Annotated in this window: 25 protein-coding genes; 12 read left to right on the forward strand and 13 right to left on the reverse strand. The window is 65.6% G+C overall.

The window, feature by feature from the left end:
- Positions 1-14: 14 nt before the first annotated feature.
- On the forward strand, positions 15-299 hold the full coding sequence (locus CH292_RS23510; RefSeq protein WP_019664031.1) for a YciI family protein: 285 nt from the start codon (positions 15-17) through the stop codon (positions 297-299).
- Positions 300-303: 4 nt separating this feature from the next.
- On the opposite strand, the gene dxs is transcribed toward CH292_RS23510, so the two are convergent.
- Positions 304-2,184, reverse strand: a complete 1,881-nt coding sequence (dxs, locus tag CH292_RS23515; protein ID WP_094655847.1) for a 1-deoxy-D-xylulose-5-phosphate synthase — start codon at positions 2,182-2,184, stop codon at positions 304-306.
- A gap of 254 nt (positions 2,185-2,438) precedes the next feature.
- On the opposite strand from dxs, the gene glsA reads away from it, so the two are divergent.
- Entirely contained in the window at positions 2,439-4,265 is a 1,827-nt protein-coding gene (gene glsA, locus CH292_RS23520) for a glutaminase A (protein ID WP_020110173.1), read from the forward strand.
- 33 nt (positions 4,266-4,298) lie between these two features.
- On the opposite strand, the gene CH292_RS23525 is transcribed toward glsA, so the two are convergent.
- Together CH292_RS23525 and CH292_RS23530 are read right to left on the reverse strand one after the other, a co-directional pair.
- Positions 4,299-5,090, reverse strand: a complete 792-nt coding sequence (locus CH292_RS23525; RefSeq protein ID WP_019664034.1) for an anti-sigma factor domain-containing protein — start codon at positions 5,088-5,090, stop codon at positions 4,299-4,301.
- Positions 5,087-5,827 carry a sigma-70 family RNA polymerase sigma factor gene (locus CH292_RS23530; RefSeq protein WP_019664035.1) on the reverse strand — a complete coding sequence of 247 codons (741 nt, stop codon included), beginning with the start codon at positions 5,825-5,827 and terminating at the stop codon, positions 5,087-5,089. Before CH292_RS23530 ends, CH292_RS23525 begins: the two co-directional genes overlap by 4 nt.
- A 125-nt stretch (positions 5,828-5,952) precedes the next feature.
- Between CH292_RS23530 and CH292_RS23535 the strand changes: the two genes are divergently transcribed.
- Together CH292_RS23535 and CH292_RS23540 are read left to right on the forward strand one after the other, a co-directional pair.
- The gene (locus tag CH292_RS23535; protein ID WP_170945344.1) at positions 5,953-6,945 is read left to right on the forward strand and encodes an ATP-binding cassette domain-containing protein; all 993 of its coding nucleotides are present in this window, start codon (positions 5,953-5,955) and stop codon (positions 6,943-6,945) included.
- Positions 6,942-7,778, forward strand: a complete 837-nt coding sequence (locus CH292_RS23540; protein WP_019664037.1) for an ABC transporter permease — start codon at positions 6,942-6,944, stop codon at positions 7,776-7,778. The genes CH292_RS23535 and CH292_RS23540 overlap by 4 nt, the downstream gene beginning before the upstream one ends.
- A gap of 8 nt (positions 7,779-7,786) precedes the next feature.
- Here CH292_RS23540 and CH292_RS23545 read toward each other — a convergent pair whose 3' ends face one another.
- The gene (locus CH292_RS23545) at positions 7,787-8,311 is read right to left on the reverse strand and encodes a CGNR zinc finger domain-containing protein (protein ID WP_033189656.1); all 525 of its coding nucleotides are present in this window, start codon (positions 8,309-8,311) and stop codon (positions 7,787-7,789) included.
- Positions 8,312-8,337: 26 nt separating this feature from the next.
- Between CH292_RS23545 and CH292_RS28995 the strand changes: the two genes are divergently transcribed.
- Positions 8,338-8,490 (forward strand): hypothetical protein, encoded by a 153-nt coding sequence (locus CH292_RS28995; RefSeq protein WP_167336895.1) that lies wholly within the window; start codon positions 8,338-8,340, stop codon positions 8,488-8,490.
- Positions 8,491-8,506: 16 nt separating this feature from the next.
- Here the strand turns inward: CH292_RS28995 and CH292_RS23550 are convergent, their stop codons facing one another.
- From CH292_RS23550 to CH292_RS23560, 3 genes are all read right to left on the reverse strand, one after another.
- Positions 8,507-9,496, reverse strand: coding sequence for an iron-siderophore ABC transporter substrate-binding protein (locus tag CH292_RS23550; RefSeq protein ID WP_094655848.1), 990 nt, complete (start codon positions 9,494-9,496; stop codon positions 8,507-8,509).
- Positions 9,497-9,563: 67 nt separating this feature from the next.
- Positions 9,564-10,844 (reverse strand): class I SAM-dependent RNA methyltransferase, encoded by a 1,281-nt coding sequence (locus CH292_RS23555; protein WP_020110176.1) that lies wholly within the window; start codon positions 10,842-10,844, stop codon positions 9,564-9,566.
- A complete protein-coding gene (locus CH292_RS23560; RefSeq protein WP_019664042.1) occupies positions 10,841-12,844 on the reverse strand; it encodes an APC family permease in 2,004 nt (667 codons plus the stop codon). The genes CH292_RS23555 and CH292_RS23560 overlap by 4 nt, the downstream gene beginning before the upstream one ends.
- Positions 12,845-13,035: 191 nt before the next feature.
- Between CH292_RS23560 and CH292_RS23565 the strand changes: the two genes are divergently transcribed.
- Both CH292_RS23565 and CH292_RS23570 read left to right on the forward strand, forming a co-directional pair.
- Positions 13,036-13,701, forward strand: coding sequence for a TrkA family potassium uptake protein (locus CH292_RS23565; protein WP_179278048.1), 666 nt, complete (start codon positions 13,036-13,038; stop codon positions 13,699-13,701).
- A 55-nt stretch (positions 13,702-13,756) separates the two neighbouring features.
- Positions 13,757-14,425: a TrkA family potassium uptake protein gene (locus tag CH292_RS23570; RefSeq protein ID WP_019664044.1), complete on the forward strand. Its 669-nt coding sequence runs from the start codon at positions 13,757-13,759 to the stop codon at positions 14,423-14,425.
- 18 nt (positions 14,426-14,443) lie between these two features.
- On the opposite strand, the gene CH292_RS23575 is transcribed toward CH292_RS23570, so the two are convergent.
- Positions 14,444-15,040 carry a DUF3159 domain-containing protein gene (locus CH292_RS23575; RefSeq protein WP_256982632.1) on the reverse strand — a complete coding sequence of 199 codons (597 nt, stop codon included), beginning with the start codon at positions 15,038-15,040 and terminating at the stop codon, positions 14,444-14,446.
- 103 nt (positions 15,041-15,143) lie between these two features.
- Positions 15,144-15,521: an OB-fold nucleic acid binding domain-containing protein gene (locus CH292_RS23580; RefSeq protein WP_019664046.1), complete on the reverse strand. Its 378-nt coding sequence runs from the start codon at positions 15,519-15,521 to the stop codon at positions 15,144-15,146.
- A gap of 175 nt (positions 15,522-15,696) precedes the next feature.
- On the opposite strand from CH292_RS23580, the gene CH292_RS23585 reads away from it, so the two are divergent.
- Positions 15,697-16,398 carry an alpha/beta hydrolase gene (locus CH292_RS23585; RefSeq protein WP_033189735.1) on the forward strand — a complete coding sequence of 234 codons (702 nt, stop codon included), beginning with the start codon at positions 15,697-15,699 and terminating at the stop codon, positions 16,396-16,398.
- A gap of 21 nt (positions 16,399-16,419) precedes the next feature.
- On the opposite strand, the gene CH292_RS23590 is transcribed toward CH292_RS23585, so the two are convergent.
- Both CH292_RS23590 and dut read right to left on the reverse strand, forming a co-directional pair.
- Positions 16,420-17,274 carry a DUF3710 domain-containing protein gene (locus CH292_RS23590; protein ID WP_094655850.1) on the reverse strand — a complete coding sequence of 285 codons (855 nt, stop codon included), beginning with the start codon at positions 17,272-17,274 and terminating at the stop codon, positions 16,420-16,422.
- 2 nt (positions 17,275-17,276) lie between these two features.
- Entirely contained in the window at positions 17,277-17,789 is a 513-nt protein-coding gene (dut, locus tag CH292_RS23595) for a dUTP diphosphatase (RefSeq protein WP_027498542.1), read from the reverse strand.
- Between the two features lie 184 nt (positions 17,790-17,973).
- Here dut and CH292_RS23600 point away from each other — a divergent pair, with 184 nt between their 5' ends.
- Positions 17,974-18,486: a DUF3093 domain-containing protein gene (locus CH292_RS23600; protein ID WP_094628234.1), complete on the forward strand. Its 513-nt coding sequence runs from the start codon at positions 17,974-17,976 to the stop codon at positions 18,484-18,486.
- 93 nt (positions 18,487-18,579) lie between these two features.
- Here the strand turns inward: CH292_RS23600 and CH292_RS23605 are convergent, their stop codons facing one another.
- A complete protein-coding gene (locus CH292_RS23605) occupies positions 18,580-18,882 on the reverse strand; it encodes a DUF4193 domain-containing protein (protein WP_019664051.1) in 303 nt (100 codons plus the stop codon).
- A 540-nt stretch (positions 18,883-19,422) separates the two neighbouring features.
- On the opposite strand from CH292_RS23605, the gene cei reads away from it, so the two are divergent.
- Complete coding sequence (gene cei / locus CH292_RS23610) at positions 19,423-20,103, forward strand: envelope integrity protein Cei (protein WP_026347598.1); 681 nt, start codon at positions 19,423-19,425, stop codon at positions 20,101-20,103.
- A 77-nt stretch (positions 20,104-20,180) separates the two neighbouring features.
- Here the strand turns inward: cei and CH292_RS23615 are convergent, their stop codons facing one another.
- On the reverse strand, positions 20,181-21,077 hold the full coding sequence (locus CH292_RS23615) for an inositol monophosphatase family protein (protein WP_094655851.1): 897 nt from the start codon (positions 21,075-21,077) through the stop codon (positions 20,181-20,183).
- A gap of 234 nt (positions 21,078-21,311) precedes the next feature.
- Between CH292_RS23615 and ppgK the strand changes: the two genes are divergently transcribed.
- Both ppgK and CH292_RS23630 read left to right on the forward strand, forming a co-directional pair.
- Positions 21,312-22,151, forward strand: a complete 840-nt coding sequence (gene ppgK / locus CH292_RS23625; RefSeq protein WP_033189653.1) for a polyphosphate--glucose phosphotransferase — start codon at positions 21,312-21,314, stop codon at positions 22,149-22,151.
- A 123-nt stretch (positions 22,152-22,274) separates the two neighbouring features.
- Positions 22,275-23,690 (forward strand): RNA polymerase sigma factor, encoded by a 1,416-nt coding sequence (locus tag CH292_RS23630; protein ID WP_019664057.1) that lies wholly within the window; start codon positions 22,275-22,277, stop codon positions 23,688-23,690.
- Positions 23,691-23,788: the final 98 nt, after the last annotated feature.

Raw genomic sequence — 23,788 nt, forward strand, 5'->3', positions numbered from 1 at the left:
TCAGGAGGCGCATCATGCCGATGTTCGTCGTCGAATACACGTACACGCCGGAAACGTCGGGCGGCCGAGACGACCACCGAACCGACCACCGAGCGTGGATCCACGAGATGGTTCGCCGAAAAACCATCAGGTCGTCCGGGCCGCTGGCCGACCACAGTGGCGCAATGTTCATCGTCGAATGCCCCGACCGCGACGCCGTCGCCCGGTTGTTCGCACACGATCCGTTCAACCGTGCCGGCTTGGTGGCCGACGTGCGGATCAGTCAGTGGGCGCCCACCATCGGTGAACACGCCGACTGACGCCTCAGTTCGACCCGAGCCACCCGGCGATGCGGCGCGTCAGGTCTTCCGGCGTGAGCCCCAGTTCACGGTGGATCTGCTCGCGTGACGCGTGATCCAGGAATCGCTGCGGAACTCCGATGTCGCGGCACGCGGTGTCCACACCGACTGCCCGGACCGCCGCGGACACCGTCGATCCGACGCCTCCGTGCACCCCCGAATCCTCGAGGGTCACGACGAGTTTGTACTCCTCGGCCAATTTCAGCAGGGCCTCCGGGACCGGAAGCACCCATCGTGGATCGACTACGGTCACCGACACACCGTGCTCGGCCAGAGCGGCAGCCGTCTCGAGCGCCAGTCCTGCGAAGGCGCCGACGGCCACGATGAGCACGTCTCGGCCCGCGGAATCAGGCTCGGCCAACACGTCGATGACACCGTCGAGACGTCGGAGCGCCGGGATGTCCGCCGTGACAGCGCCCTTCGGGAACCTGAGGGCAGTGGGCCCGTCACTCACCGCGAGTGCCTCGCCGAGTTCCTCACGGAGAGAGGCGCAGTCGCGTGGTGCGGCAACCCGCATGCCGGGAACGATCCCGAGCAACGACATGTCCCACATGCCGTTGTGGCTGGCACCGTCGGCACCGGTGACACCGGCGCGGTCCAGAACGAGAGTGACCGGCAGATTCAGCAGCGCAACGTCCATCAGTAGTTGGTCGAAGGCGCGATTGAGGAACGTCGAGTACACGGCGACGACGGGGTGCAGGCCACCGAGCGCAAGGCCTGCCGCCGACGTCATTGCATGCTGTTCGGCGATCCCGACGTCGAACATACGGGTGGGGTACTTCTCCCCGAACGCCGCGAGGCCGGTGGGACCCGCCATGGCCGCGGTGATCGCGACGATGTCCTCACGCTCGGCCGCACGGTCGATCAATTCGGCCGAGAACACGGACGTCCAATCGGGAGCCGATTGCTTGCGGGCGAGCCCGGTCAGGGGATCGATGACGCCGGTGGCGTGCATCTGGTCGGCGACGTTGTTCTCGGCGTGGGCGTACCCCATACCCTTGCGAGTGACTGCGTGCACGATCACCGGGCCGCCGTATGCCTTGGCTCGGCGCAAGGCGGACTCCATGGCCTGCTCGTCGTGACCGTCGACCGGTCCCAGGTATTTGATGCCGAGGTCGGTGAACAGGACCTGAGGGCTGATGGCGTCCTTGACGCCCGCTTTCATGCCGTGCAGCATCGCGTACGCCGTCTTGCCGAACAACGGAATCTTGCGGACGATGCGGCGTCCGTTGTCGAGAATGCGCTCGTAGCCCGGCTGCAGGCGTAGGGCGGCCAGATGTTCGGCCAATCCGCCGATGGTGGGAGCGTAGGAGCGACCGTTGTCGTTGACGACGATCACGAGGGAACGATCCTTGCCCGCCGCGATGTTGTTGAGTGCTTCCCAACACATCCCGCCCGTCAGCGCACCGTCACCGACGACGGCGACGACGTGGCGGTCGCTCTGCCCGGTCAGCTGAAAAGCCTTGGCCAGCCCGTCCGCGTAGGACAAGGACGCCGACGCATGCGAGGACTCGACCCAGTCGTGTTCGCTCTCGGCGCGCGAGGGGTAGCCGGACAGTCCGCCCTGCTTGCGGAGCGACGCGAACTCGGCGGTGCGGCCGGTGACCATCTTGTGCACGTACGCCTGATGGCCGGTGTCCCAGATGATCGGGTCACGCGGAGAATCGAACGTGCGGTGGACGGCCAACGTCAGCTCGACGACACCCAGGTTGGGACCCAGATGACCTCCGGTGGCCGACACCGTCTCGACGAGGAATTCACGGATCTCCTCGGCCAGATCCACCACCTCCGCCGGCGAAAGACGGCGCAGGTCCTCAGGCGACTGAACGCGCGCTAGAACACCCAACGAGATCGCTCCCTCCGGCCGGAAACTTCGGCAACACGTGCGGTACTTCGATGTCGATGGCTCGACACTTCTTCGATCAGAACAGTCTACGTAGCGAAACGTAGACGCCGTACCGACACCGCCGATGCCGTACCGCGACCACCGCAGAATCATGTACCGACTCCGACAATACTGTGACCTCCGGGCAACACGACCATCACGCCCACGCGTCGATGATCACACCGAACCCCGAGGTCGGAGCATAGGGTTGCCTCATGTCGAGCGTCGTGGATCGAATACTCCAACACGTCTTCGACGCGTGCCGAGACGACACCTCGGGCAGCGTCGCCGATTACATCCCCGAACTCGCCGCGGTCGCGCCCGACGGTTTCGGGATCGCCCTGGCGACGAGCGACGGGTACGTGTACGAGGTGGGCGACACGTCGACGCTGTTCACGATCCAGTCGATCTCGAAGCCCTTCACCTACGGACTGGCCCTCGCCGACCGGGGTGAGGACGCCGTCGCGCAGAAGATCGACATCGAGCCGTCGGGTGAACCGTTCAACGAGATCAGTCTCGATCCGATCACCGAACGCCCACGCAATCCGATGATCAATGCGGGAGCCATCACCTCGGCGTCGCTGATCGCCGGGAAGTCGGCCGCGGATCGGTTCGAACGAATCCGTCAGGCCTACTCCCGGTACGCGGGTCGCTCGCTGACGTTCAACGAATCGGTGTACCGCTCCGAGGCCCGCACCGGCAACCGGAACCGTGCGATCGGATACATGCTGCGCTCGTTCGACATCATCACCGACGATCCCGACGCCGCAGTGGATCTGTACTTCCGCCAGTGCTCCATCGACGTCACCGCGGTCGACCTCGCCATGATGGCTGCCACCATGGCGAACAACGGCTCAAACCCGCGCACGAAGGAACGTGCACTCGCACCGGCGTTGGTGGAGCGCGTCCTCAGTGTGATGACGACGTGCGGGATGTACGACGGTGCGGGCGACTGGGTCGCACGAGTGGGGATGCCGGCGAAGAGCGGGGTGGGCGGCGGCATTCTGGCCGTCCTGCCCGGCCAGATGGGAATCGCGGTCTACTCCCCCCGGCTCGACCCGCACGGAAACAGCGTGCGCGGCGTCGCGGCGTGCCGAGAACTGTCACGCAAGCTCGAACTTCACTTCCTGCACGTCACGCGCGCGGCCCGGTCCGCGATCCGCGGCAAGTACACCGTCGGTGAGGCCCCGTCGCGTCGCCGACGAAGCGACGTCGAGCAGGCCGCTCTCGCTCGGTTCGGCAGCCGCGCTCGGGTGTACGAGCTGCACGGCGATCTGTTGTTCTCCGGGGCGGAGACCGCGGTTCGCGAGATCGGAAACCTCGACGAACAGCTCGATGCGTTGGTCATCGACGTCCGCGGCGTCGACGAGGTCAGTGACGTGGCGCGCGGAATGTTCGACAGCGTGCTCGGTCACCTGTCCGAGCATGGTTGCAGGGCCTCGCTCGTCGACCCTGCGGGTGTTCTGGGTCGCACCAGTTCGAGCATCGATCCGGGCGGCGCATCCGGCCGCGTCTTCGCCGACCTGGGTTCCGCCATTCAATGGGCCGAGGAGATTCTGCTCGACAAGTACTGCGTCGGACCTCGCCAACCCGACCGTATCGCCCTGCGGGACCACCCAGTGCTCGACGGCTTGACCCCGGCCGAATACGCCGCTGTCGAACCCGCCTTCACCGTGCACACCTACGCAAGGGGCGACACCGTCGTGACCAGCGGACAACCGGCCGCCGGGTTGTTTCTCGTACTGGCCGGGCAGGTGTCGTCGTCGTTCACCTCACCGGGAGGCCGACATCACCGCATCTCGACGCTGTCGCCTGGGATGAGTTTCGGCGAGATGCCCCTTCTGGCCCGAACGGAGTTCCTGCTCGATTTCCGGGCGGACACCCCGTTGTCGGTCGCCGTGATGTCGGTTCGAGACTTCGAAGCGTTGTCCGAGTCGGCACCGTCGGTGAAGCTGGAGCTTCTCACCACCCTCGCGACCGGTGCGTACATGCAGATGAACACCGCGATCAAATCTCTCGGGCAGTTCGATGTGGGGCGCTGAGGCCCCACATCGAACTCGACCGGCGTCGACGCGTCACGCGTCGAGTGTCACCATCGTCAGAACCTCTGTCGGCTGCGGAGATCCGCCTGCGGGCTCGAGCGAGAACGCGAAGTTCGTTGCCGCGCCCATGCCGTCGATTACAGTGCCGTCGCCGTCGGCCAACTGTTCGGTCGTCACCAGACCGACCGACCGAGGCGTGCCGTCGACGAACCACATCTGATAGTCCTGGCCTGCCGCGGGTGCGGAAACGCCGTCGAGTGTGACGACGAGCGAACCCGACTCACGGGAGTAGGAGATGTTCGCCGTGCCGCCACCGGGGAACTCGGCGGTGGTCTCACGTGCGTCCGGCGCTGCCACGATCTGTTCCGCCTGGGTCGGTGCCGGGTCGTTGCCCAGTACCTGGGTGGCGACCACTCCGCCGCCGACGGCCACGACGACTGCTGCCGCTGCGGCGAGCATCGTGGTACGCCACCGACTTGCCCCTGGGCCGTTCCGCCCCCTCCGCTCCTGCTTGGCGCGGCGATCTCGGTGTCCGCGCAGAGTGGTCACCGTCGCGGGTGCGGGTTCGGCGACGTCCTGCGTGATGCGCGGAATTTCTTGCAGCACGCGATCTCTCAGCTGAGCCGGGGGTTCCGCGGCATCCAGGACGGACACCAGCGCAAGAGTTTCCTGTATCTCGCCGACAAGGATGTTGAACTGCACACGGGCGGTGTCGTCCACCGCCGCACGGTCACGTTCGATGTCGGCTTCCTCGGCGGCGCTCACCGCATGGAGGGCGTACACCTCGGCGGCGTCGAGCAGCCGCTGTCGCGTTGCTTCGCTCATGAGGGTGTCACCCCCAGACATGTCTTCAACTTGATCAGTCCGTCCCGTATTCGCGATTTGATCGTCGGAACCGCGACCCCGAGCCGCTCCGCCACTTCGCGGTATGTCCAACCGCTGTAATAAGCCATTCGTACCGACTCGCGTTGCGTATCGGTCAGTGTGTCGAGGCACGCAACCACGGCGTCGGATTCCAGTCGCTGGGTGACGGCCTCGAGCACCTCGTCGTGTTCCGGGGTGTGGCTGATCGCCCCGTACGCAGCTTCACGGTCGGTCCCGGACTGCTCGGACCGCACGCGGTCCACCGCGCGCCGGTGCGCCAACGTCATGATCCACGCCAGGGGGCTTCCCTGGTTGGGGTCGTAGTTGGGTGCCGACTTCCAGATCTGGAGGAACACCTCCTGCGTCGTCTCCTCGCTGTACCCCGGGTCGCGAAGGACACGCAGCACCATGCCGTAGACACGTGCGCTGGTGGCGTCGTACAACTCGCCGAAGGCGCGTTGGTCACCACCGGCGACCGCGGCCATCAGCCGGCGGAGCCGCTCCATCTCGTCTGCTCGCAGGTTGCGCAACTGCGCACTGGGCACAGCACAGGCCGCACCTTGTTCTGCCGACGGGTCGTCTTCTGAATCCGGTGGCCCCTGGTACTGCGAGCCCGGCGTGGGGTCCGTGCTCACCGTGACGATGTCCCAACGAATTCGACTCTGATCGCGTTCATTGATCAAGAGAGTAGTGCTCATGTTGCTCTCACACCGAAACCTCCGCGTTTTCCCGCCGCACAACATATTCGGTACACCCTGCGCCGCGGATGGCTGCGCGGGATAATCGATTGCACTTCGAGGTCGATTCGGACAATCTTGGAGGAATGGGACACATGCCTGCGATCGAGACATCGGGCCTGATCAAACGCTTCGGCGACAACACTGCGGTGGACGGAATAGACCTGTCGGTTCCGAGTGGAGGTGTATACGGTGTCCTCGGCCCCAACGGAGCAGGCAAGACGACCACGATCCGAATGCTCGCGACCCTCCTTCCGATCGACGGCGGGTCGGCGCGCGTCCTCGGCCACGACGTCGCCTCCGAGGCGGACGCCATTCGCGGCAAAGTCTCGCTGACCGGCCAGTTCGCCTCGCTGGACGAGGATCTGACCGGTACCGAGAATTTGATCCTGCTGGCCCGGCTCTACGGATACTCGCGTCCGGCGGCGCGGTCGCGAGCGGACGAGCTGCTCACCGCGTTCGGGATCGCCGACGCCGGGTCTCGCCAGGTGAAGACGTACTCGGGCGGTATGCGGCGTCGGATCGACATCGCTGCGAGCATCATCGTCACTCCCGAGCTGATCTTCCTCGACGAGCCGACGACCGGCCTGGACCCTCGCAGCCGCAATCAGGTGTGGGACATCGTCCGCGCTCTCGTCGGTGGCGGCACGACGGTTCTGCTCACCACTCAGTACCTCGACGAAGCCGATCAACTGGCCGGACGGATCGCGGTCATCGACCGCGGCAAGGTCATCGCGGAAGGCACCACCGGCGAACTGAAGGCGTCGGTCGGCGCGGGCTCGCTGCACGTGCGAGTGCTGGATCCCGCTCGACGCTCCGAGGCCGCAGCGATTCTTCGCACGATTCTGTCCGAGTCGGTGACCGAGGAAGCAGATCCGGTCGCGCTGTCGGCTCGGCTGGACCGGACGTCGTCGGTGGCTGCCGCTCTGCCCGCGTTCGAGGACGCGGGAATCGCGGTGGCCTCGTTCGCCATCGGCCAACCCAGCCTCGACGAAGTGTTTCTCGCGCTGACCGGCCACCCCGCGGACGACGAGTCCGCCCGCACGAACGCCACCGAGAGAACAGAGACATCATCATGACAACGCTGTCGAAGGACGCGTCCGAGCAGGCCGCGGTCGCGGACGTACTACGAAGCGGCGCAACACGACCCCCGCGGCCGAACGCCGTCGCCAGCTCACTGTCCTTCGGGTGGCGAGCGCTCCTCAAGATCAAGCACGTCCCCGAGCAACTGTTCGACGTGACGATGTTCCCGATCATGTTCACGTTGCTGTTCACGTATCTGTTCGGAGGCGCTCTCGCCGGATCCACCACCGCCTACATCCAGTTCCTGTTGCCGGGAATTCTGGTGCAGACCGTCGTGATGATCACGATGTACACGGGCGTGACGTTGAACAAGGACATCGAGAAGGGCGTGTTCGATCGGTTCCGATCGCTACCCATCTGGCGCCCGTCACCGTTGGTGGGCGCGCTCCTCGGTGACGTCGTCCGCTACTCACTGGCGTCGGTCATCGTGCTGATCCTCGGTCTCGTGATCGGGTTTCGGCCCGACGGCGGTCTCCTCGGCGTCGTCGCCTCGATCGCACTGCTGTTGATCTTCTCGTTCTGTCTCTCCTGGGTGTGGACGATGATCGCGATGATCGTGCGCACCGAGGCCGCGGTCATGGGCGTGTCGATGTTCATCCTGTTTCCGTTGACGTTCGCCAGCAACATCTTCGTCGACCCCCAGACCATGCCGGGGTGGCTCCGCGCGTTCGTCGAGGTCAATCCGGTGAGCTTCCTCGTCACGTCCATCCGGTCGTTGATGTCGGGGGAACCGGACGCCACCAAGCTCGCGGTCACTGCCGCGATGTGTGGCGGCTTCCTACTCGTGTTCGGGCCGATCACGATGCGTCTGTACAACCGCAAGACCTGATCTTCTCGTCATGCGGGGGCGGCCTTGGCTCGGTGTCGCCGTACGGCGTCTCGGTTGGAACACACAGTGCCGCAGTACCGTTGCCTGCCGGTCCGCGACACGTCGGCGAACACTCGTACGCAGTCCTCCGCCGCGCACCTGCCCAGCCTGTTCATTCCGCGACCGGTCAGATGCAGTGCCGTCCCGACGCTGACCAACGCCCGCACCACCGATCCGAGATCGATGTCCGGGTCGCGGTAGTGCATGTGCCATCCGTCGCCCGCATGGTTGGTCAAGCGCGGGTACGCCGACGCCTGCGCGAGCAGTCCGTTGAGGATGTCCGCCCGTGCTTGTTCGGTATCGGCGTCGATCACCGCCTCCCACTCGCGGAGAAACGCAACGGTGGCGGTGACGTCCGCATCGGTTGCCGGTGCGTCGAGGACGAGTCCACCCTCGATGCACCGATGCCCGAGCTCGTCCGCCGACGTCGGCGGCGAATTGAGCAGGTCGACTCCTAGTTGCACCGCATACGTTCCGTAAGGGTTGATATGCACAAGACCATTACAGCACAGTTGTCGGTATGACCGCACACACCCACACCTGGACCACCGAGAGCAGCCACAACACCAGCGAAGGCACCGTCACCTACCAGCGGTGCACCTGCGGCTCCCAGCGCATCCGCGCCCCGAAACCCGCCGCAGCCACGTCCGTCGCCGTCGTCGAAGCTCGGTGACCGGAGCTCCGTCCGGTCAGCGTTCGGCCCGCTCCGCGATCAGCGGAACAACAGTGTCGAGGGCGTACGTCGCCGACAGAATCGAATTGGTCGAGTAGGACTTGGCCACGTCGGGATCGTCGAACACCAGCGAGCGTCCGTCCCGAACGGCAGGGATCTGCTGGAAGAGAGGATTACTCGTCACGTCGTCGGCCGATCGCTGTACCGGGAAGATCACCACGACGTCGGCGTCGAGCGTGTTCAGTTCCTCGTCCGATACGGGCACCGAGAATCCGGTCGAGCCGGTCCTCGTCGCCGTCAACGCGTCGACCGTGGGGTTCGACACGAAACCGAGCTTCTTCATGAACACGACTCTCGTGCTGTCGGAGATGTACGCCCCGTATCCGGTTCCGCTGAAGGCTCCGACCGTGATGGTCTTGCCCTGGAATTCCGGATGCTCCGCCGCTGCGGTCTGGAACCGACCGTCCAGGTCGGCCAACAGCTGGGCGCCCTTCTCCGATTCACCCAGCGCCGCCGACACCATGGTCACCTGCTGCTCGACGGTGGTCAGGTAGTTGTCCGCGCCGTCGGGAAGAGCCACCGTCGGCGCGATCCGGGTCAACTTGTCGTACCGATCCTGATCGCCGGAGCTCTTGGTGTCCAGGATCAGGTCCGGTTCGAGAGCCGCGACCGCCTCGTAGGACGGCTCCTGGGTGCCGATGATCTCGGGGGAACTGTCGTACAGCCCGTCGGCCCACGGGCCCACACCGTCGCCTCCGAACGCCAGCCAATCGCTCGCGCCCACCGGCTGCACGCCGAGTGCAAGCGCGGTTTCCGCGTCGGCCCATCCCAAGGCAACGACACGCTGCGGACGCTCGGGCACGGTGACGTCACCGAACTTGGTGTCGATCGACACCGGAAACGCCTCGTCAGCGCCCGCTGGCGCAGGGGTGGTCGCCGCGTCGTCTGCTGTCGACGAGCAGGACACGGCAAGACCCACAACGGCCGCGGCGGCGATGATCGACACGGTACGGGCACAACGGAAACGAGAGAGGCGCTTTTTCACGCGGCTCAATCTACCGAGCCCACGACCTCTACGGTGTGCCACCTTCTCGCACGAGCAAGCCGATGCACTCCACGTGATGGCTGAGAGGAAATGCGTCGAACGCACGCACCTGTTCGAGTCGATATCCGGCGTCGACGAACAGCCGGGCATCGCGGGCGAAGGATGCAGGGTCGCAGCCGATGTGCACCACGCGGCCGGGTGCCGATGCCGCGACTGCTGCCACGACCTCTTTGCCCGCTCCCGATCGAGGTGGGTCGAGCACGACGACGTTCGGCGCGGGAAGCGCACGGACGGTGCGTTCGACTCGTCCGGGCACGAATCGCACCTGCTCGAGATCGGCGAGCGCACGGGCTCCGTCCGCCGAGGCCTTACGCGAGAACTCGACACTGACGACCTGGCCGGTGGCGCCGACTCCTGTCGCCAGGCTCGACGCGAAGACTCCGACTCCCCCGTACAGATCCCACGCGACCTCACCGGGCCTGGCGTCGGCCCACTCGGTCACCACGTCGGAGTAGACCTGCGCGGCGCCTCGGTGCGCCTGCCAGAATCCGGTTGCGTCCAGTTCCCAGTCACGACCGGACACAGATTCGTGTACTCGTCCGCTACCGACCACCGCCCGCTCCGGACGTGGGGCCGACGATGCAGCCCGCCGGGCAGATGCGCCACGTCGGCCGGGGGATCGTCGACCCGTGCGCGACACGGATGCAGGTGATATCTCGACGACGTGCCGCTCTCCCGAGCTGCCGACGGCAACCACGAGCTCCGAGCCCGGACGCCATGTCGAGTCGGTGAGACCGTCGAATGCGCCTGCGACGACCTGCGGACAGCTCAGGGCAGGGACGACGGTGGCGCTGCGGTATCGATGGAAGCCGGGGCGGCCGCCCGCGTCGACGGCCAGTCGGACACGACTCCGCCAGCCGGTGCCGTCGCCGGTGTACGGCAGTTCCTCGACGGTCACTGCACGGTCGATACCGCCGATCCGACGCAGTTGTTCCTCCACCACGGCCGATTTCATGGCCCGCGACGCGGACTGGTCGATGTGGGAGCAGTCGCAGCATCCCGAGCCGCCGGGACCGGAGATGGGACACAGCGGAGTGATGCGATCGGCCGACGGGGCAAGTATCTCGACGGCGTCGGCGCGGCAGTAGGACCCACCCCGATCCTCGGTGACCTTCGCCCGCACGATCTCCCCGGGCAGGCCGTGTCGGACGAACATCACGCGTCCGTCGTGCCTGGCCACACAGAATCCTCCGTGCCCGGGTGCACCGAGAGTGACCTCGACAGTCGAGCCGAACCAGCTGTCGGTCATCGGCCGTGTCCGCTCGGGGGTTCGTATCCGCGGCGCGACGCGCCGGGCGCGTTCTCGATGCTCTCGCGCTTCGCTTTCGCCGACGACTGCAGCTGCCAGGGCACGCTCGTCACCATCACTCCCGGTTGGAACAGCAGCCGGCTCTTGAGGCGCAGTGCACTCTGGTTGTGCAGAATTTGCTCCCACCAGTGACCGACGACGTATTCGGGTATGAACACCGTCACCACGTCGCGCGGCGAGTCGCGTCGTACGCGTTTGACGTAGTCGAGGACCGGCTTGGTGATTTCCCGGTACGGGGATTCGACCACCTTGAGTGGCACGGTGACATCGCTGGCCTCCCACTCCTTGACCAGTTGACGGGTGTCCGGCTCGTCGACGTTGACGGTGATCGCTTCCAGGGTGTCCGGGCGGGTCGCGCGGGCGTACGCCAACGCACGAAGGGTCGGCATGTGCAGCTTGGACACCAGCACGATCGAATGCGTGCGGCTGGGCAGCACACCGTCCCATTCCTCGTCCTCGAGTTCACGGGCGACCGTGTCGTAGTGCTTGCGGATCAGGCTCATCAGTCCGAACGCCGCGAACATGGCGACGATGGCGATCCACGCTCCGGCCGCGAACTTGGTGATGAGCACGATGACGAGGACCGTGGCGGTGAGCCCGAGGCCGACACTGTTGACGATGCGCGAACGGAACATCCGGCGACGCTGTTCGGGATCCTGTTCCACACGCAGCAACCGCGTCCAGTGCCGGATCATGCCGGTCTGGCTCAGGGTGAAGGACACGAAGACACCCACGATGTAGAGCTGGATGAGCTTGGTCACTTCGGCGTCGAACACGACGACGAACGCGATCGCGGCAGCGGACAGGAAGAGAATTCCGTTGCTGAACGCCAGCCGGTCACCCCGGGTGTGGAACTGGCGCGGAAGATACCGATCCTGGGCGAGAACCGAACCGAGCACCGGAAATCCGTTGAACGCGGTGTTGGCGGCCAGAACGAGAATGAGTGCGGTCACGACCGTGATGAAGAAGAACCCGATCGGGAACCCGTGGAAGACCGCTTCGGCGAGCTGTGCGATCAGGGTCTTCTGCTGGTAGCCGTCCGGCGCTCCGACGAGCTGTTCGCTCGGCTCGAGCGCGTACTTGATGCCGATCTTCTCGGCCAGAAGGATGATTCCCATCAACAGCGCTATGCCGATCCCGCCGAGCATGAGCAACGTCGTCGCCGCATTGCGTGACTTCGGCTTGCGGAAGGCAGGCACACCGTTGCTGATCGCTTCGACTCCGGTGAGCGCCGCGCAACCCGACGAGAAGGCTCGGGCGATCAGAAACGCGAACGCGATGCCGTAGAGGTGGGAATCCTCGGCTTTCAGCTCGAAGCCCGAGGATTCGGCGTGCAGTTCGTCCCCGAGCACGTAGACGCGGAACAGGCCCCATCCGAGCATCACGAACATCCCGATCATGAACGCGTAGACCGGCACAGCGAACGCGGCTCCGGACTCGCGGATGCCGCGCAGATTGATCGACGTGATCAGCACGATCGCCAGAACCGCGAACAGTACTTTGTGCTGGGCCACGAACGGGATGGCCGAGCCGATGTTCGACGCTGCCGCCGACACCGATACCGCGACGGTCAGCACGTAGTCGACGAGCAGCGCGCTTCCCACCGTGAGTCCGGCGGTCGGCCCGAGATTGACCGTCGCGACCTCGTAGTCACCACCGCCCGACGGATAAGCATGCACGTTCTGTCGATAGCTTGCGACGACGACGGCCATGACGACGCACACCGCGAGCCCGATCCACGGAGTGAAGGCGTACGCGGAGATGCCGGCGACCGACAGCACGAGGAAGATCTCCTCCGGTGCGTACGCCACCGACGACATGGCGTCGGAGGCGAACACCGGCAGCGCGATCCTCTTGGGGAGCAAGGTGTGACCGAGCTTGTCGCTTCGGAACGGTCTACCGAGCACGAGCCGCTTCGCGGCGGTCGAGAGCTTGGACACCGTGAAAGCGTAAGCCGTCCGAATCGAATCACGACATCGGTGCACCCGAACTGGCCGAATTGCTCGACACGCAACCCGATTTGTCCAACTCGGCAACGGCCGATGCATCCCGACGCTCGATCCGTGCGTCCCCGACCGTTACGTTGGTGCAGAGCGAGCGCCGAGAAAAGAATCCGAATGGAGTTGGATCTGTGTACGTAGTGGTGATGGGATGCGGGCGGGTGGGCGCGTCGCTGGCCGGTGCTCTGCAGAGAATCGGCCACGAGGTGGCCGTCATCGACCGTGACGAGACGGCGTTTCTCAGACTCGATCCCGCGTTCGACGGCCATCGAGTCATCGGAATGGGCTTCGACCGCGACGTTCTGACGAAGGCAGGCATCGAGAAGGCCGAGGCGTTCGCCGCAGTGTCGTCCGGCGACAACTCGAACATCATCTCCGCACGCGTGGCCCGTGAGACATTCGGTGTCGAGCGGGTCGTCGCACGGATCTACGACGCCAAACGCGCCGCGGTGTACGAGCGGCTCGGAATTCCGACGGTGGCCACCGTGCCGTGGGCGACCGACCGTTTCCTGCACAACCTCCTGCGGGACGATCCGACGACGAAATGGCGTGACCCGTCGGGCAACGTCGCCGTCGTGCTGCTCGATTTCGACGAGGGGTGGATCGGGAGAAAAGTATCCGTCCTCGAGGAGTCGACGAGGTCGCGGGCTGCGTTCATCATTCGGTTCGGCACCGGACTGCTACCGGACAAGAAGACCGTCATCCAGTCCGACGACGAGATCTACGTGGCCGCGGTGTCCGGAACGGTCGCCGAAGCCATTGCGCTCGCGTCCAATCCCCCACCGTCCGACGACTGACGCCTCACCCCACGTTCGCCCTCGACACGACACTGAGACTGAGACTGAGGACACCATGAGAGTTGCCATCGCCGGCGCCGGAGCTGTCGGCAGATCCATTGCTCGCGAACTCATTCGCGGTGAGCACAGCGTCATGCTCCTCGAACGCAAACTCGATCACCTCGACCGCGACGCGATTCCCGAGGCGGAATGGGTTCTCGCCGACGCCTGCGAACTGGCACTGCTCGAGGCCTCACGTCTCGAGCAGTACGACGTCGTCATCGCGGCCACGGGCGACGACAAGGCAAACCTCGTCCTGAGCCTGCTGGCGAAGACGGAGTTCGGCGTCAACCGTGTTGTCGCGCGGGTCAACGATCCTCGTAACGAGTGGCTGTTCGACGCATCGTGGGGCGTGGACGTCGCGGTGTCCACCCCGCGAATGCTGGCGTCGCTGGTCGAGGAAGCGGTGTCGGTGGGCGATCTTGTTCACCTGATGACGTTCAGAAAAGGTCAGGCGAACCTGGTGGAGGTCACGCTTCCGGAGAACACGGCGCTCGCCGGTAAGCCGGTGCGCAAGCTCTCGCTGCCCCGCGACGCCGCACTGGTGACTATTCTGCGCGGTGGTCGAGTCATCGTTCCGCAGCAGGACGACCCGCTGGAGGGAGGCGACGAATTGTTGTTCGTCGCGTCCAAGGAAGTCGAGGACGAGTTGCGTGTCGCCGTGGGTCTGTCCAAGTTGGGGTGACGCGCCACTACCGCTGAGCTACTTGATCTCTCGGTGCTCGGCGGACTCGTCGTCGAGCGCCCTGTCGGCCCGGCGCACGGCCCAGAACGTCACCAACAGCGCGACGCCTGTCAGCGGCCAGCCCATGCCGATACGGGCGGCTGCGAGCCACCCCGTCTGGTCGGCGTCGTAGAGCTGCGACTGCACGAGGTACCGCGCGCCGAACACCACCGCCCAGGCGAACGTCGCGATGTCGTAGGAGACCACGGCGCGACTGCTGCGACGCCACGCGGTGCCCTTGCCGTTCAGATACCCCCAGACGACGCCGACGAGCGGCCACCGGACGATCATCGACAGCACGAATGCACCGGCGTAGGCAAGTGAAGTGTAGATGCCGAACAGGAAGTAGCCCTTGGCATCTCCGGTTCGGTACGCGATGAACGCGCAGATACCGACCCCGAAGAATCCGGAGATCGCGGGTTGAACCGGCGCCTTGGTGGCCAGTCGCCACACCATGACGGCGAGCGCAACGCCCAGCGCGGTCCAGATGGCCACCGTCAGATCGAAGAAGCTGTTGGCCGGGACGAAGGCGATGACGGGCAGCGTCGACGCCATCAGGCCACTGAGCCCACCCATCTGTTCCAGGATGGTCTGCTTGCGTTCCTCGTCTTCTGGCCTGTCGCTCTCGGTCACGATGTCGAGGGTGCCACACCGTCCGCTGCGCACGGCGGCAAGGGCGTCAGGAGTCGTCGCGCAGTTCGTAGTACGGGTTGTAGACGATCTTTCGGCCGTCGCGAACCCCTACCCTGCCGCGGATCAGCACGGTCTTGCCCGGCTCGATGCCCGGGATCTTCCGACGACCGATCCATACGAGCGTCACCGGGTCGGTTCCGTCGAAGAACTCCGCCTCGATGTTGGCGTTCGCGGCCTTGGAGCAGGCCTCCACACTGCGCAGACGTCCGAGCATGGTGACTTCGTCACCGCGGGAACAATCACACGCGCGCTGAGCGCCGGACGCTTCCGACGACTCCGCCATCTCCTGTGCGTCGAGGCTGTCGACGTCCTCGGTCAATTTCCGGGTGAGTTTGCGGAAATACCCTGCGGCAGCGGGTGCCATGGTGCGCTCCTGAAAGCATCTACGAAGTTGTGCCACGTCATGCGGCGTGGCTCCTGGCCACTGTAACCCCGGCGCGCCGATTAAGTCCAAGCGCGCGGCGCTGCGTTCGGGCTCACGACTCGCGCGGCCCCCTCGGGAGTCGACAATGTCGGACGGACGTGGACAATTCCGATTCATGGATACCTGGCCCGCGCACGCCGTCGTCCTGCCCGGCACCGGTTCCGACGCAGCATTCGCTGCCGAGGCGTTCGCAGACGCGCTCGCCCTCGCCGGGACGCGCACCACCGCCGTCGAACCGGACCCGACCCGGGTCGTCGAGTCGTACGAAGCCGCTCTCGACGAGGCCGCCCTGCAGTACGGCCGCATCATCGTCGGCGGTGTGTCGATCGGTGCTGCGGTGGCGGCGTCGTGGGCTCTGCGCAATCCCGAGCACGTCTTCGGGATCCTGGCGGCGCTACCTCCGTGGCTCGGTTCGGCGCAGGGTGCGCCCGCCGCCCTCAGCGCGGTGTACACCGCGACAGCGCTGCGGAACGACGGACTCGGCGCTGTCATCGACGCCATGGCGGCCACGTCTCCCGCGTGGCTCGCTTCGACACTGCGCCGGTCGTGGACCTCGCAGTGGCCGGATCTGCCGTCGGCGCTCGACGAAGCGGCTGTCTACACGGCGCCGGACCTGTCCGAACTCGCCCGATCGACGATCAGAACGTCCATCGTGGCGGCCGTCGACGATCCAGTTCATCCACACGACGTGGCGATCGCCTGGCACGGCGCCATCGCCCGATCGTCGCTGGCGACGGTCACGCTGACCGAGATCGGTGCGGATCCGTCCGTTCTCGGTCGACGGGCGGTGGAGGGGCTGTCGGCCCTCGGCGTGTGAGCCGCTCCACCGACCGTTCCGTCAACCCAACTGCTGCATCGCCGATCCGGAGGTACCACGCCGGGGACCTTCCGTGGGTCCGACAGGGTTCGGCGGCTCGGCCTGCGGCGCCACCTGGCCCCCTGCTTGCTGTGCCCCTGCTTGCTGTGCCCCTGCTTGCTGTGTCCCTGCTTGCTGTGCGGCGGCCTGTTGTTGCTGTTGAGCGGCCGCCAACTGCGCCAGCAGAGCCTGAGGGAGAACTACCGGGAGGGGCGTGCGAACCGGATGGGGATCGCTGCCTCGGTCGACGACCGTCTGCGACAGCACGTCGCGAGCGATCGCCACGAGCGGCGAATCGGCACCGACAGCGCCCGACGGGCCTGCAAGAACGCAACGAACCATCCACCGGTACCCGTCGACGCCGATGAAACGCAGGTCCGCGTTCGCGGTGACGCCGTGTAGTTCCCGTCCCCAGGGCCCGGTCTCGACGGAGACCACCGACTGATCTCCTCGCAACGAACCTGCCAGGTCCGCGGCGACCTCGCGCCATTGTCCCGGCGACTTGGGGGCGGCGTACGCCGCGATGGTGATGCGGCCGTACTGGGTCACCACGTGGACGGCCTGCGGCGCACCGGCCTGCGTCATCTCCACCTGAAGTTGACCGCCGGCCGGAAGTGGCAGCAGAACCGAACCGAGGTCCAACCGAGTCGCCGCAAGGGTCTCGCGGTCCTCGTCGAGTTCCTCGAGGTCGAACGGACCCTGATCGGCGGCACGATCCTGTGGATCGAGTGCCTCGTCGGCATCTCGACCGCCCGCGCCGCTCGCTGCGTCGTCGGCCCGGGTGTTCTCGTTGGGGGCACCCGCCGCGTCTGCGTCCTTCTTGCGACGTCCGAACATGATCAGCTCACTCCCTCTCGACTCGATGTGTCTGCCGTCGGCGCGGAGGTCGTCAGACTGGAATGACCACCACTCGACCCGTAGCCTCCGTCACCTCTACTGGTCTCGTCGAGAGACTCGACCTCGGCGAAGGTGACGAGTTCGACGCGCTGCACCAACAACTGGGCGATGCGATCACCGCGGACCAGGTCGATCGCCTCGCGCGGATCCAGGTTCACCAGGCAGACCTTGATCTCGCCTCGATAACCGGCATCGATGGTGCCCGGCGCGTTGACGATGGACAGCCCCGACCGCGCAGCCAAACCCGAACGGGGATGAACGAGACCGACTGTGCCGAACGGGAGTGCGACCGCGATACCGGTGCCGACGACCACACGCTCCCCCGGCGCGATCGAGGTGTCTGCGGTGATGTGCAGGTCGACCCCCGCATCGCCTGCGTGCGCGCGAACCGGAAGGGGTAACTCTTTGTCCAGACGGACCACTCGGACCGACCCGAGGGGCGCATCCGCCGACATCGCGGCACCGAACGTGCCGTCACTGCTGAAATCGTCACTCACGTGCACTGAGACTACGCGCCGACCCCGGACCGAACTCGGCCTCGTACGTCTTCCGGCGGAACTTTCCCGAGCGGAGCACCGACCGCTCGCCGTACGGGCGCCAGCTACTCTGGAGTACGTGTCACAGAACTCACGCCGCGACCTGCATCCCGACGCTTCGCCCGACCGCGGAGACGGTCGGCGCGTAGTGCACTCCGAGAAACTGTGGGTGCCGCTGTGGTGGTGGCCGGTTGCCGTGGCCGTAGGGGTCCTGCTGGCTGCCGAGGTGCACATGGGCGCCCCGGGTCTCAGGGCCTGGCTCCCGTACGTCCTGGTCCTACCGTTTCCGATCTGGGCTCTGATCTGGCTCAGCCGCATGCGGGTCGAGGTCGAGAGGGACGCAGCAGGAGACGGCGAGCTCCGCGTCGGAAAGGCACACCTACCGCTGGACGTGATCGCACGCGCGGCTGTCGTGCCCGCGACAGCAAAAAGTGCGGCACTGGGAAGGCAGTTGGATCCTCTCGCCTTCGTTCAACACCGCACTTGGGTCAAACAGATGGTTCTCGTCGTTCTCGATGATCCGGACGATCCCACACCTTATTGGTTGGTCAGTACCTCACGCCCCGACGCGCTGGTATCGGCTCTGACGCGGCCCACCCCCGGAGATCACGCCTGAGCGCTCTCGGCCGCATCGTCTGCACCACCTGATTCATGTGACCTCGTCGGTCGGCGTGGTTCAGCTAGGTCGTTCGATTCCTGTCGTCCGAAATCACGCTGCGCAGTCACGGCAGACGAGAACGCCGTTGGCGTCGCTCGCAAGCCTGCTCCGGTGGTGGACCAGGAAGCAGCTCGAACAGGTGAACTCGTCGGCCTGCTTCGGAACCACCCGGACCGACAGCTCTTCGCCGGACAGGTCGGCACCCGGGAGTTCGAACGACTCCGCCGTGTCCGACTCGTCCACGTCGACCACCGCGGACTGCGCCTCGTTGCGGCGTGCCTTCAGCTCCTCGAGCGAATCCTCCGACACATCGTCGGATTCTGTTCTTCTCGGTGCGTCGTAGTCGGTTGCCATTGTCTTCTGTTACCCCTCGTCCTCGTGCGTGTTGTGCGGGTGGACACGTGCCGATCGTTGCCTTCGGCCTGCTCCCGAGCCGCCTCCACCGTGTCTGATTCTCTGCGGCTGTTCTCTTCATTTGTGGGTGCTGCTCGCCCGGACATGCAGGCCGAACACCGCTGGTACTGCTCTACAACGGACGACCTCGATGCAAGGTGCCCGAGAAACTACCCGGGTAATGCCCGAACGTCCCAGGTTGAAACACGATCGAGACATCGACACAGCGCTGCCGTCCACCACGGTGACTGCTCGGATTTCTCAGCACCGGGGCCGCCAGACAATAGCCGAAGCGAACGACATCGACGAAACCGCCTCACCGTCTTCCTCCACAATCACCTGACAAACCCCTTGAACACCTCGGACACGCCGGGCATTCCATGCCTGCGAGGGACCACTTCCTCGGGTGAGCACTACAGTGGGCTGGCGCGCGCAAGCACGGGTCCGAACCCTCGTGTGCCCGCGCGTTCGATCCTCGCGAACGAAAGGCGCATCGACACCGTGGTTTCACTGATCACCGAGGGCTCATCGTTCGACGATCGTGGGCGGCCCTTCCGGCGACGCCGAGCACTGCCGATCGTCGCGGTGCTCGCCGTACTGGCACTACTCGGCGTGTTCACGTGGATCCGCGTGTTCACCTCCGGTGAGACCGTCGCGACCACCGTCGAGTGCAACGAACCGTCGACGGCCCCTGCCGACGACGGAACAGTCCCGGTGGCACTGGGCGAGCGAATCGATCGCGAGACGCTTCTGGACACCGAGCCCGCAGCCCTGTCCGCCACCAAGGTCCGAGTGTTCAACGCGAACGGCGAGCGCGGACAGGCCGCGACCGTCGCCGCCGACTTGAGCGAGTACGGGTTCGCGAGTGCACCGGACGTACAGGTCGGCAACGATCCCGTGTACGTCGATCAGAACATGCAGTGCCAGGGCCAGATTCGGTTCGGCGAGAACGGTAGAGCAGCGGCCAGTGCCGTGTGGCTCGCAGCCCCCTGCGCGGAACTGATTCAGGATTCACGCGCCGACGACACCGTCGATCTCGCGCTCGGAACGTACTTCAAGAATCTGCAGCCCAACGACGACGCCGAGTCGGTCCTGCAGTCGCTGGCCGGCGTGACGCCGGGCTCGACGCCTGCACCGCTGGACATCAGCCTGCTCGAAGCAGCGCGCACCGCGCGCTGCTGAGCCGGATCCGCTCGGCGTCCGCCGACCGAGCGGATCTCGACTGCCGCAGCGTCTTTCGCCGCTCGGTCCGTCGCAGATCAGGCGTCGTCGGCGCCGGAGATCGCGTCCAACGCACCCACGTCGCCGAGTGCAGCCACGAATTCTCGTGCGATTCCCGGTGCGACGGCGACGGTCACTGCGCCGTCGAGTGATGTCGACGTCGGACTCGGCGCGATCACCGTCGCGCCCGCCTCTTCGGCGATGAGCGATCCTGCGGCCCAGTCCCATGGGCTCAGACCGTGTTCGAAATGAGCATCCACGGCGCCGGAGGCAACCATGCACAGATCCAGTGCAGCCGAACCGACGCGGCGAATGTCGCGGACACGCGGGAGTAGTTCCGCAATGATCGCGCCCTGCACCCGTCGCCTGGCCGCGCCGTAGCCGAAACCTGTTGCGACGAGCGCCAGTGCGACGTCCGAGGTGGGGTTGCACGTGAGCTGTTCCACCGAGCCGTCCGAGTACTCCGCCGTGGCGCCGTGTCCCCGTGATGCGCTGTAGAGAACGTCACGGGCGACGTCCACGACGACCCCCACGACGCTCACACCGTCGATCTGGACGGCGACCGACACCGAGTATGCGGGGAGGCCGTAGAGGAAGTTGACGGTGCCGTCGATGGGATCGAGCACCCATCGAACTCCAGCGACCGATTCGGACTGGCCACCGCCTTCCTCGCCGAGAATGGTGTCGTCCGGCCGCAACTCGGCGAGCAGAGACCGCAGAAGCTGTTCCGTCTCGGTGTCGACGACGGTGACCGGGTCGGTGGGAGTGCTCTTCGTGTGGACGGAGTGTCCGGAATCGGACGTCTCCGCGGGTGCACCCGGCCCGAACACCTGCGGTCGCCGAGTCCGAACATGCGCCGCCGCTGCGCGAGCCACGTCACGTGCCATCGTCGACAGTGCAGTCAGATCCGCCTCCGAAACGCGAGAGTCGGGCACCCGAGGGGTGGGCGCAGCGGACGTCGAGGTCGGATGGAAGGCGTCATCGGATGCAGTCGGCACGCTCTCCATCGGATCACAGTGTGCGGGAATCGCACCACTCGGTCGCCGGTGCGGACTGCGTCACACCCGCCGAATCACCGTCGCGGCACTAGTGTCGATGTACGCAGCTTGGCTACGCTTTTCACCGCACGTGCACGAGTAAATGCCCCGATGATCAGGAGTGAACTCCACATGACTCAGTCAGGCCCGCACACACAGACCGATCCGGTGATCCAACCCGGATCCGTCACCACGCCGACGGACGCGCGGCAGCGGCAGGGTTTCGGCGTCGACGTCGGCGGCAGTGGCATCAAGGGTGGAATCGTCGATCTGGTCACCGGTGAATTGGTCGGCGATCGGTACAAGATCGAAACGCCGCAACCGTCGACGCCGGAGGCAGTGGCCGAGGTGGTTGCCCGGATCGCCGCTCACTTCGAGTGGACCGGGCCCGTGGGCGTCACGCTGCCGGCCGTCGTGACCGGAGGAATTGCACGTTCCGCAGCCAACATCGACAAGTCGTGGATCGATACCGACGCGAAGTCGCTGTTCGCGTCGGCGTTGGGGCACAGCAATGTGGTCGTGCTGAACGACGCGGATGCCGCGGGTGTCGCCGAGGACCGATACGGCGCAGGCAAGGACAAGAACGGCGTGGTGATTCTGCTGACGTTCGGCACGGGCATCGGCTCCGCAGTTCTGCACAACGGGGTACTTCTGCCGAACACCGAGTTCGGTCACCTCGAGGTCGACGGCAAGGAAGCCGAGCACCGAGCGGCATCGTCCGTGAAGGAGAACAAGGACCTGTCGTACAAGGAGTGGGCCAAGGAGGTCTCGAAGGTTCTCGCGACGTTCGAAGCGCTGCTGTGGCCGGATCTGTTCATCGCCGGCGGCGGAATCAGCCGCAAGAGCGAGAAGTGGATTCCGCACCTGACCAACAGAACGCCCGTGGTGGCGGCCACTTTGTTGAACACCGCGGGAATCGTCGGTGCAGCTCTCGCCGCCGACACAGCGGCCGATACGGCACTGGCTCGGTAACAAACTCCCGACGGGTCGTTACAATGGTTGATGCCGGTCTGCACGCCGGCACAATCGACAAGACCTCTCCGCCGGAAACCACTCTGGCGTGACGCCGCACGACACCGTCACGAAAGGGCGTACGTGGCAGCCACCGATATCCGTCAGACCGTAGATTCAGCAACAGAGTCTGCGAACCCTGCACCTGCTGCGGAGGCACCGAACGGCACCGTCAGAGAGGCCGCCGTCGCTTCCGCGACCGCTGCCCCTGCAGAAGCGGCACCGGCAGCGCCGGCAACCAAGGCTCCGGCCAAGAAAGCTGCGGCGAAGAAGGCTCCCGCGAAGCGCGCGGCCGCCAAGAAGGCTCCGGCGAAGAAGGCCGCAGCCAAGAAGGCAGGCGACGCAGCACCGGTCGCCGACGGGGACGACGACGCTCCCGGCATCGATGACATCGACATCTCCGACGGCGACATCGCTGCGGCCGCCAACGATGTGGTCGAGGTCGTGGCAGCCGGAGACGACGCCGACGACGACGCCACTTCCGAGCCGACCGCCGAGGACAAGGCGTCCGGCGACTTCGTCTGGGACGAGGAGGAGTCCGAGGCTCTTCGCCAGGCACGAAAGGATGCGGAGCTCACGGCGTCGGCCGACTCCGTTCGCGCCTACCTCAAGCAGATCGGTAAGGTCGCGCTCCTCAACGCCGAGGAGGAGGTCGAGCTCGCCAAACGCATCGAGGCAGGCTTGTTCGCCACCGAGAAGATGCGCGAGTTCGCCGAGAAGGGCGAGAAGCTCCCCGTTGCGGCACGTCGCGATTTCACGTGGATCTGCCGGGACGGTAACCGCGCAAAGAACCATTTGCTCGAAGCCAACCTTCGCCTCGTGGTATCGCTCGCGAAGCGCTACACCGGTCGGGGAATGGCGTTCCTGGATCTGATCCAGGAGGGAAACCTGGGCTTGATCCGTGCCGTCGAGAAGTTCGACTACACCAAGGGCTACAAGTTCTCCACCTACGCGACGTGGTGGATCCGTCAGGCCATCACGCGCGCCATGGCCGACCAGGCACGCACCATCCGTATTCCGGTGCACATGGTGGAAGTCATCAACAAGCTCGGCCGTATCCAGCGTGAGCTGCTTCAGGACCTGGGCCGCGAGCCCACTCCCGAGGAGCTCGCCAAGGAAATGGACATCACGCCGGAAAAGGTGCTGGAGATCCAGCAGTACGCGCGTGAACCCATTTCGCTCGATCAGACGATCGGCGACGAGGGTGACAGCCAACTCGGTGATTTCATCGAGGACTCCGAGGCCGTTGTGGCCGTCGACGCGGTGTCGTTCACCCTTCTTCAGGACCAGCTGCAGTCCGTCCTCGAGACCTTGTCCGAGCGCGAGGCCGGTGTCGTTCGGCTTCGTTTCGGCCTCACGGACGGACAGCCCCGCACGCTCGACGAAATCGGTCAGGTCTACGGCGTCACTCGTGAACGTATCCGGCAGATCGAGTCGAAGACGATGTCGAAGCTTCGTCATCCGTCGCGGTCGCAGGTTCTCCGCGACTACCTCGACTGACAGTTCGCCTTCGACGAAGCCGCCGTTCCCCGTTCGGGAACGGCGGCTTCGTCTTTGTTCCGGCGACCGAAGGTCATCCCTTCGTCGGACGTGGATGC

It is taken from the genome of Rhodococcus sp. 14-2470-1a (assembly GCF_002259425.1).
Taxonomy (GTDB): domain Bacteria; phylum Actinomycetota; class Actinomycetes; order Mycobacteriales; family Mycobacteriaceae; genus Rhodococcoides; species Rhodococcoides fascians_E.

Coding starts and splice junctions, on each gene's coding strand:
- CH292_RS23530 (WP_019664035.1), bottom strand. CDS start 5,827: ATGAGCACTACTCTCTTGATCAATGAACGCGATCAGAGTCGAATTCGT.
- CH292_RS23525 (WP_019664034.1), bottom strand. CDS start 5,090: ATGAGCGAAGCAACGCGACAGCGGCTGCTCGACGCCGCCGAGGTGTAC.
- CH292_RS23555 (WP_020110176.1), bottom strand. CDS start 10,844: ATGACCGACAGCTGGTTCGGCTCGACTGTCGAGGTCACTCTCGGTGCA.
- CH292_RS28995 (WP_167336895.1), top strand. CDS start 8,338: ATGACCGCACACACCCACACCTGGACCACCGAGAGCAGCCACAACACC.
- CH292_RS23590 (WP_094655850.1), bottom strand. CDS start 17,274: ATGTTCGGACGTCGCAAGAAGGACGCAGACGCGGCGGGTGCCCCCAAC.
- glsA (WP_020110173.1), top strand. CDS start 2,439: ATGTCGAGCGTCGTGGATCGAATACTCCAACACGTCTTCGACGCGTGC.
- CH292_RS23585 (WP_033189735.1), top strand. CDS start 15,697: ATGGATACCTGGCCCGCGCACGCCGTCGTCCTGCCCGGCACCGGTTCC.
- CH292_RS23570 (WP_019664044.1), top strand. CDS start 13,757: ATGAGAGTTGCCATCGCCGGCGCCGGAGCTGTCGGCAGATCCATTGCT.
- CH292_RS23510 (WP_019664031.1), top strand. CDS start 15: ATGCCGATGTTCGTCGTCGAATACACGTACACGCCGGAAACGTCGGGC.
- CH292_RS23605 (WP_019664051.1), bottom strand. CDS start 18,882: ATGGCAACCGACTACGACGCACCGAGAAGAACAGAATCCGACGATGTG.
- CH292_RS23580 (WP_019664046.1), bottom strand. CDS start 15,521: ATGGCACCCGCTGCCGCAGGGTATTTCCGCAAACTCACCCGGAAATTG.
- CH292_RS23575 (WP_256982632.1), bottom strand. CDS start 15,040: ATGGGTGGGCTCAGTGGCCTGATGGCGTCGACGCTGCCCGTCATCGCC.
- CH292_RS23535 (WP_170945344.1), top strand. CDS start 5,953: ATGGGACACATGCCTGCGATCGAGACATCGGGCCTGATCAAACGCTTC.
- ppgK (WP_033189653.1), top strand. CDS start 21,312: ATGACTCAGTCAGGCCCGCACACACAGACCGATCCGGTGATCCAACCC.
- dut (WP_027498542.1), bottom strand. CDS start 17,789: ATGTCGGCGGATGCGCCCCTCGGGTCGGTCCGAGTGGTCCGTCTGGAC.
- CH292_RS23540 (WP_019664037.1), top strand. CDS start 6,942: ATGACAACGCTGTCGAAGGACGCGTCCGAGCAGGCCGCGGTCGCGGAC.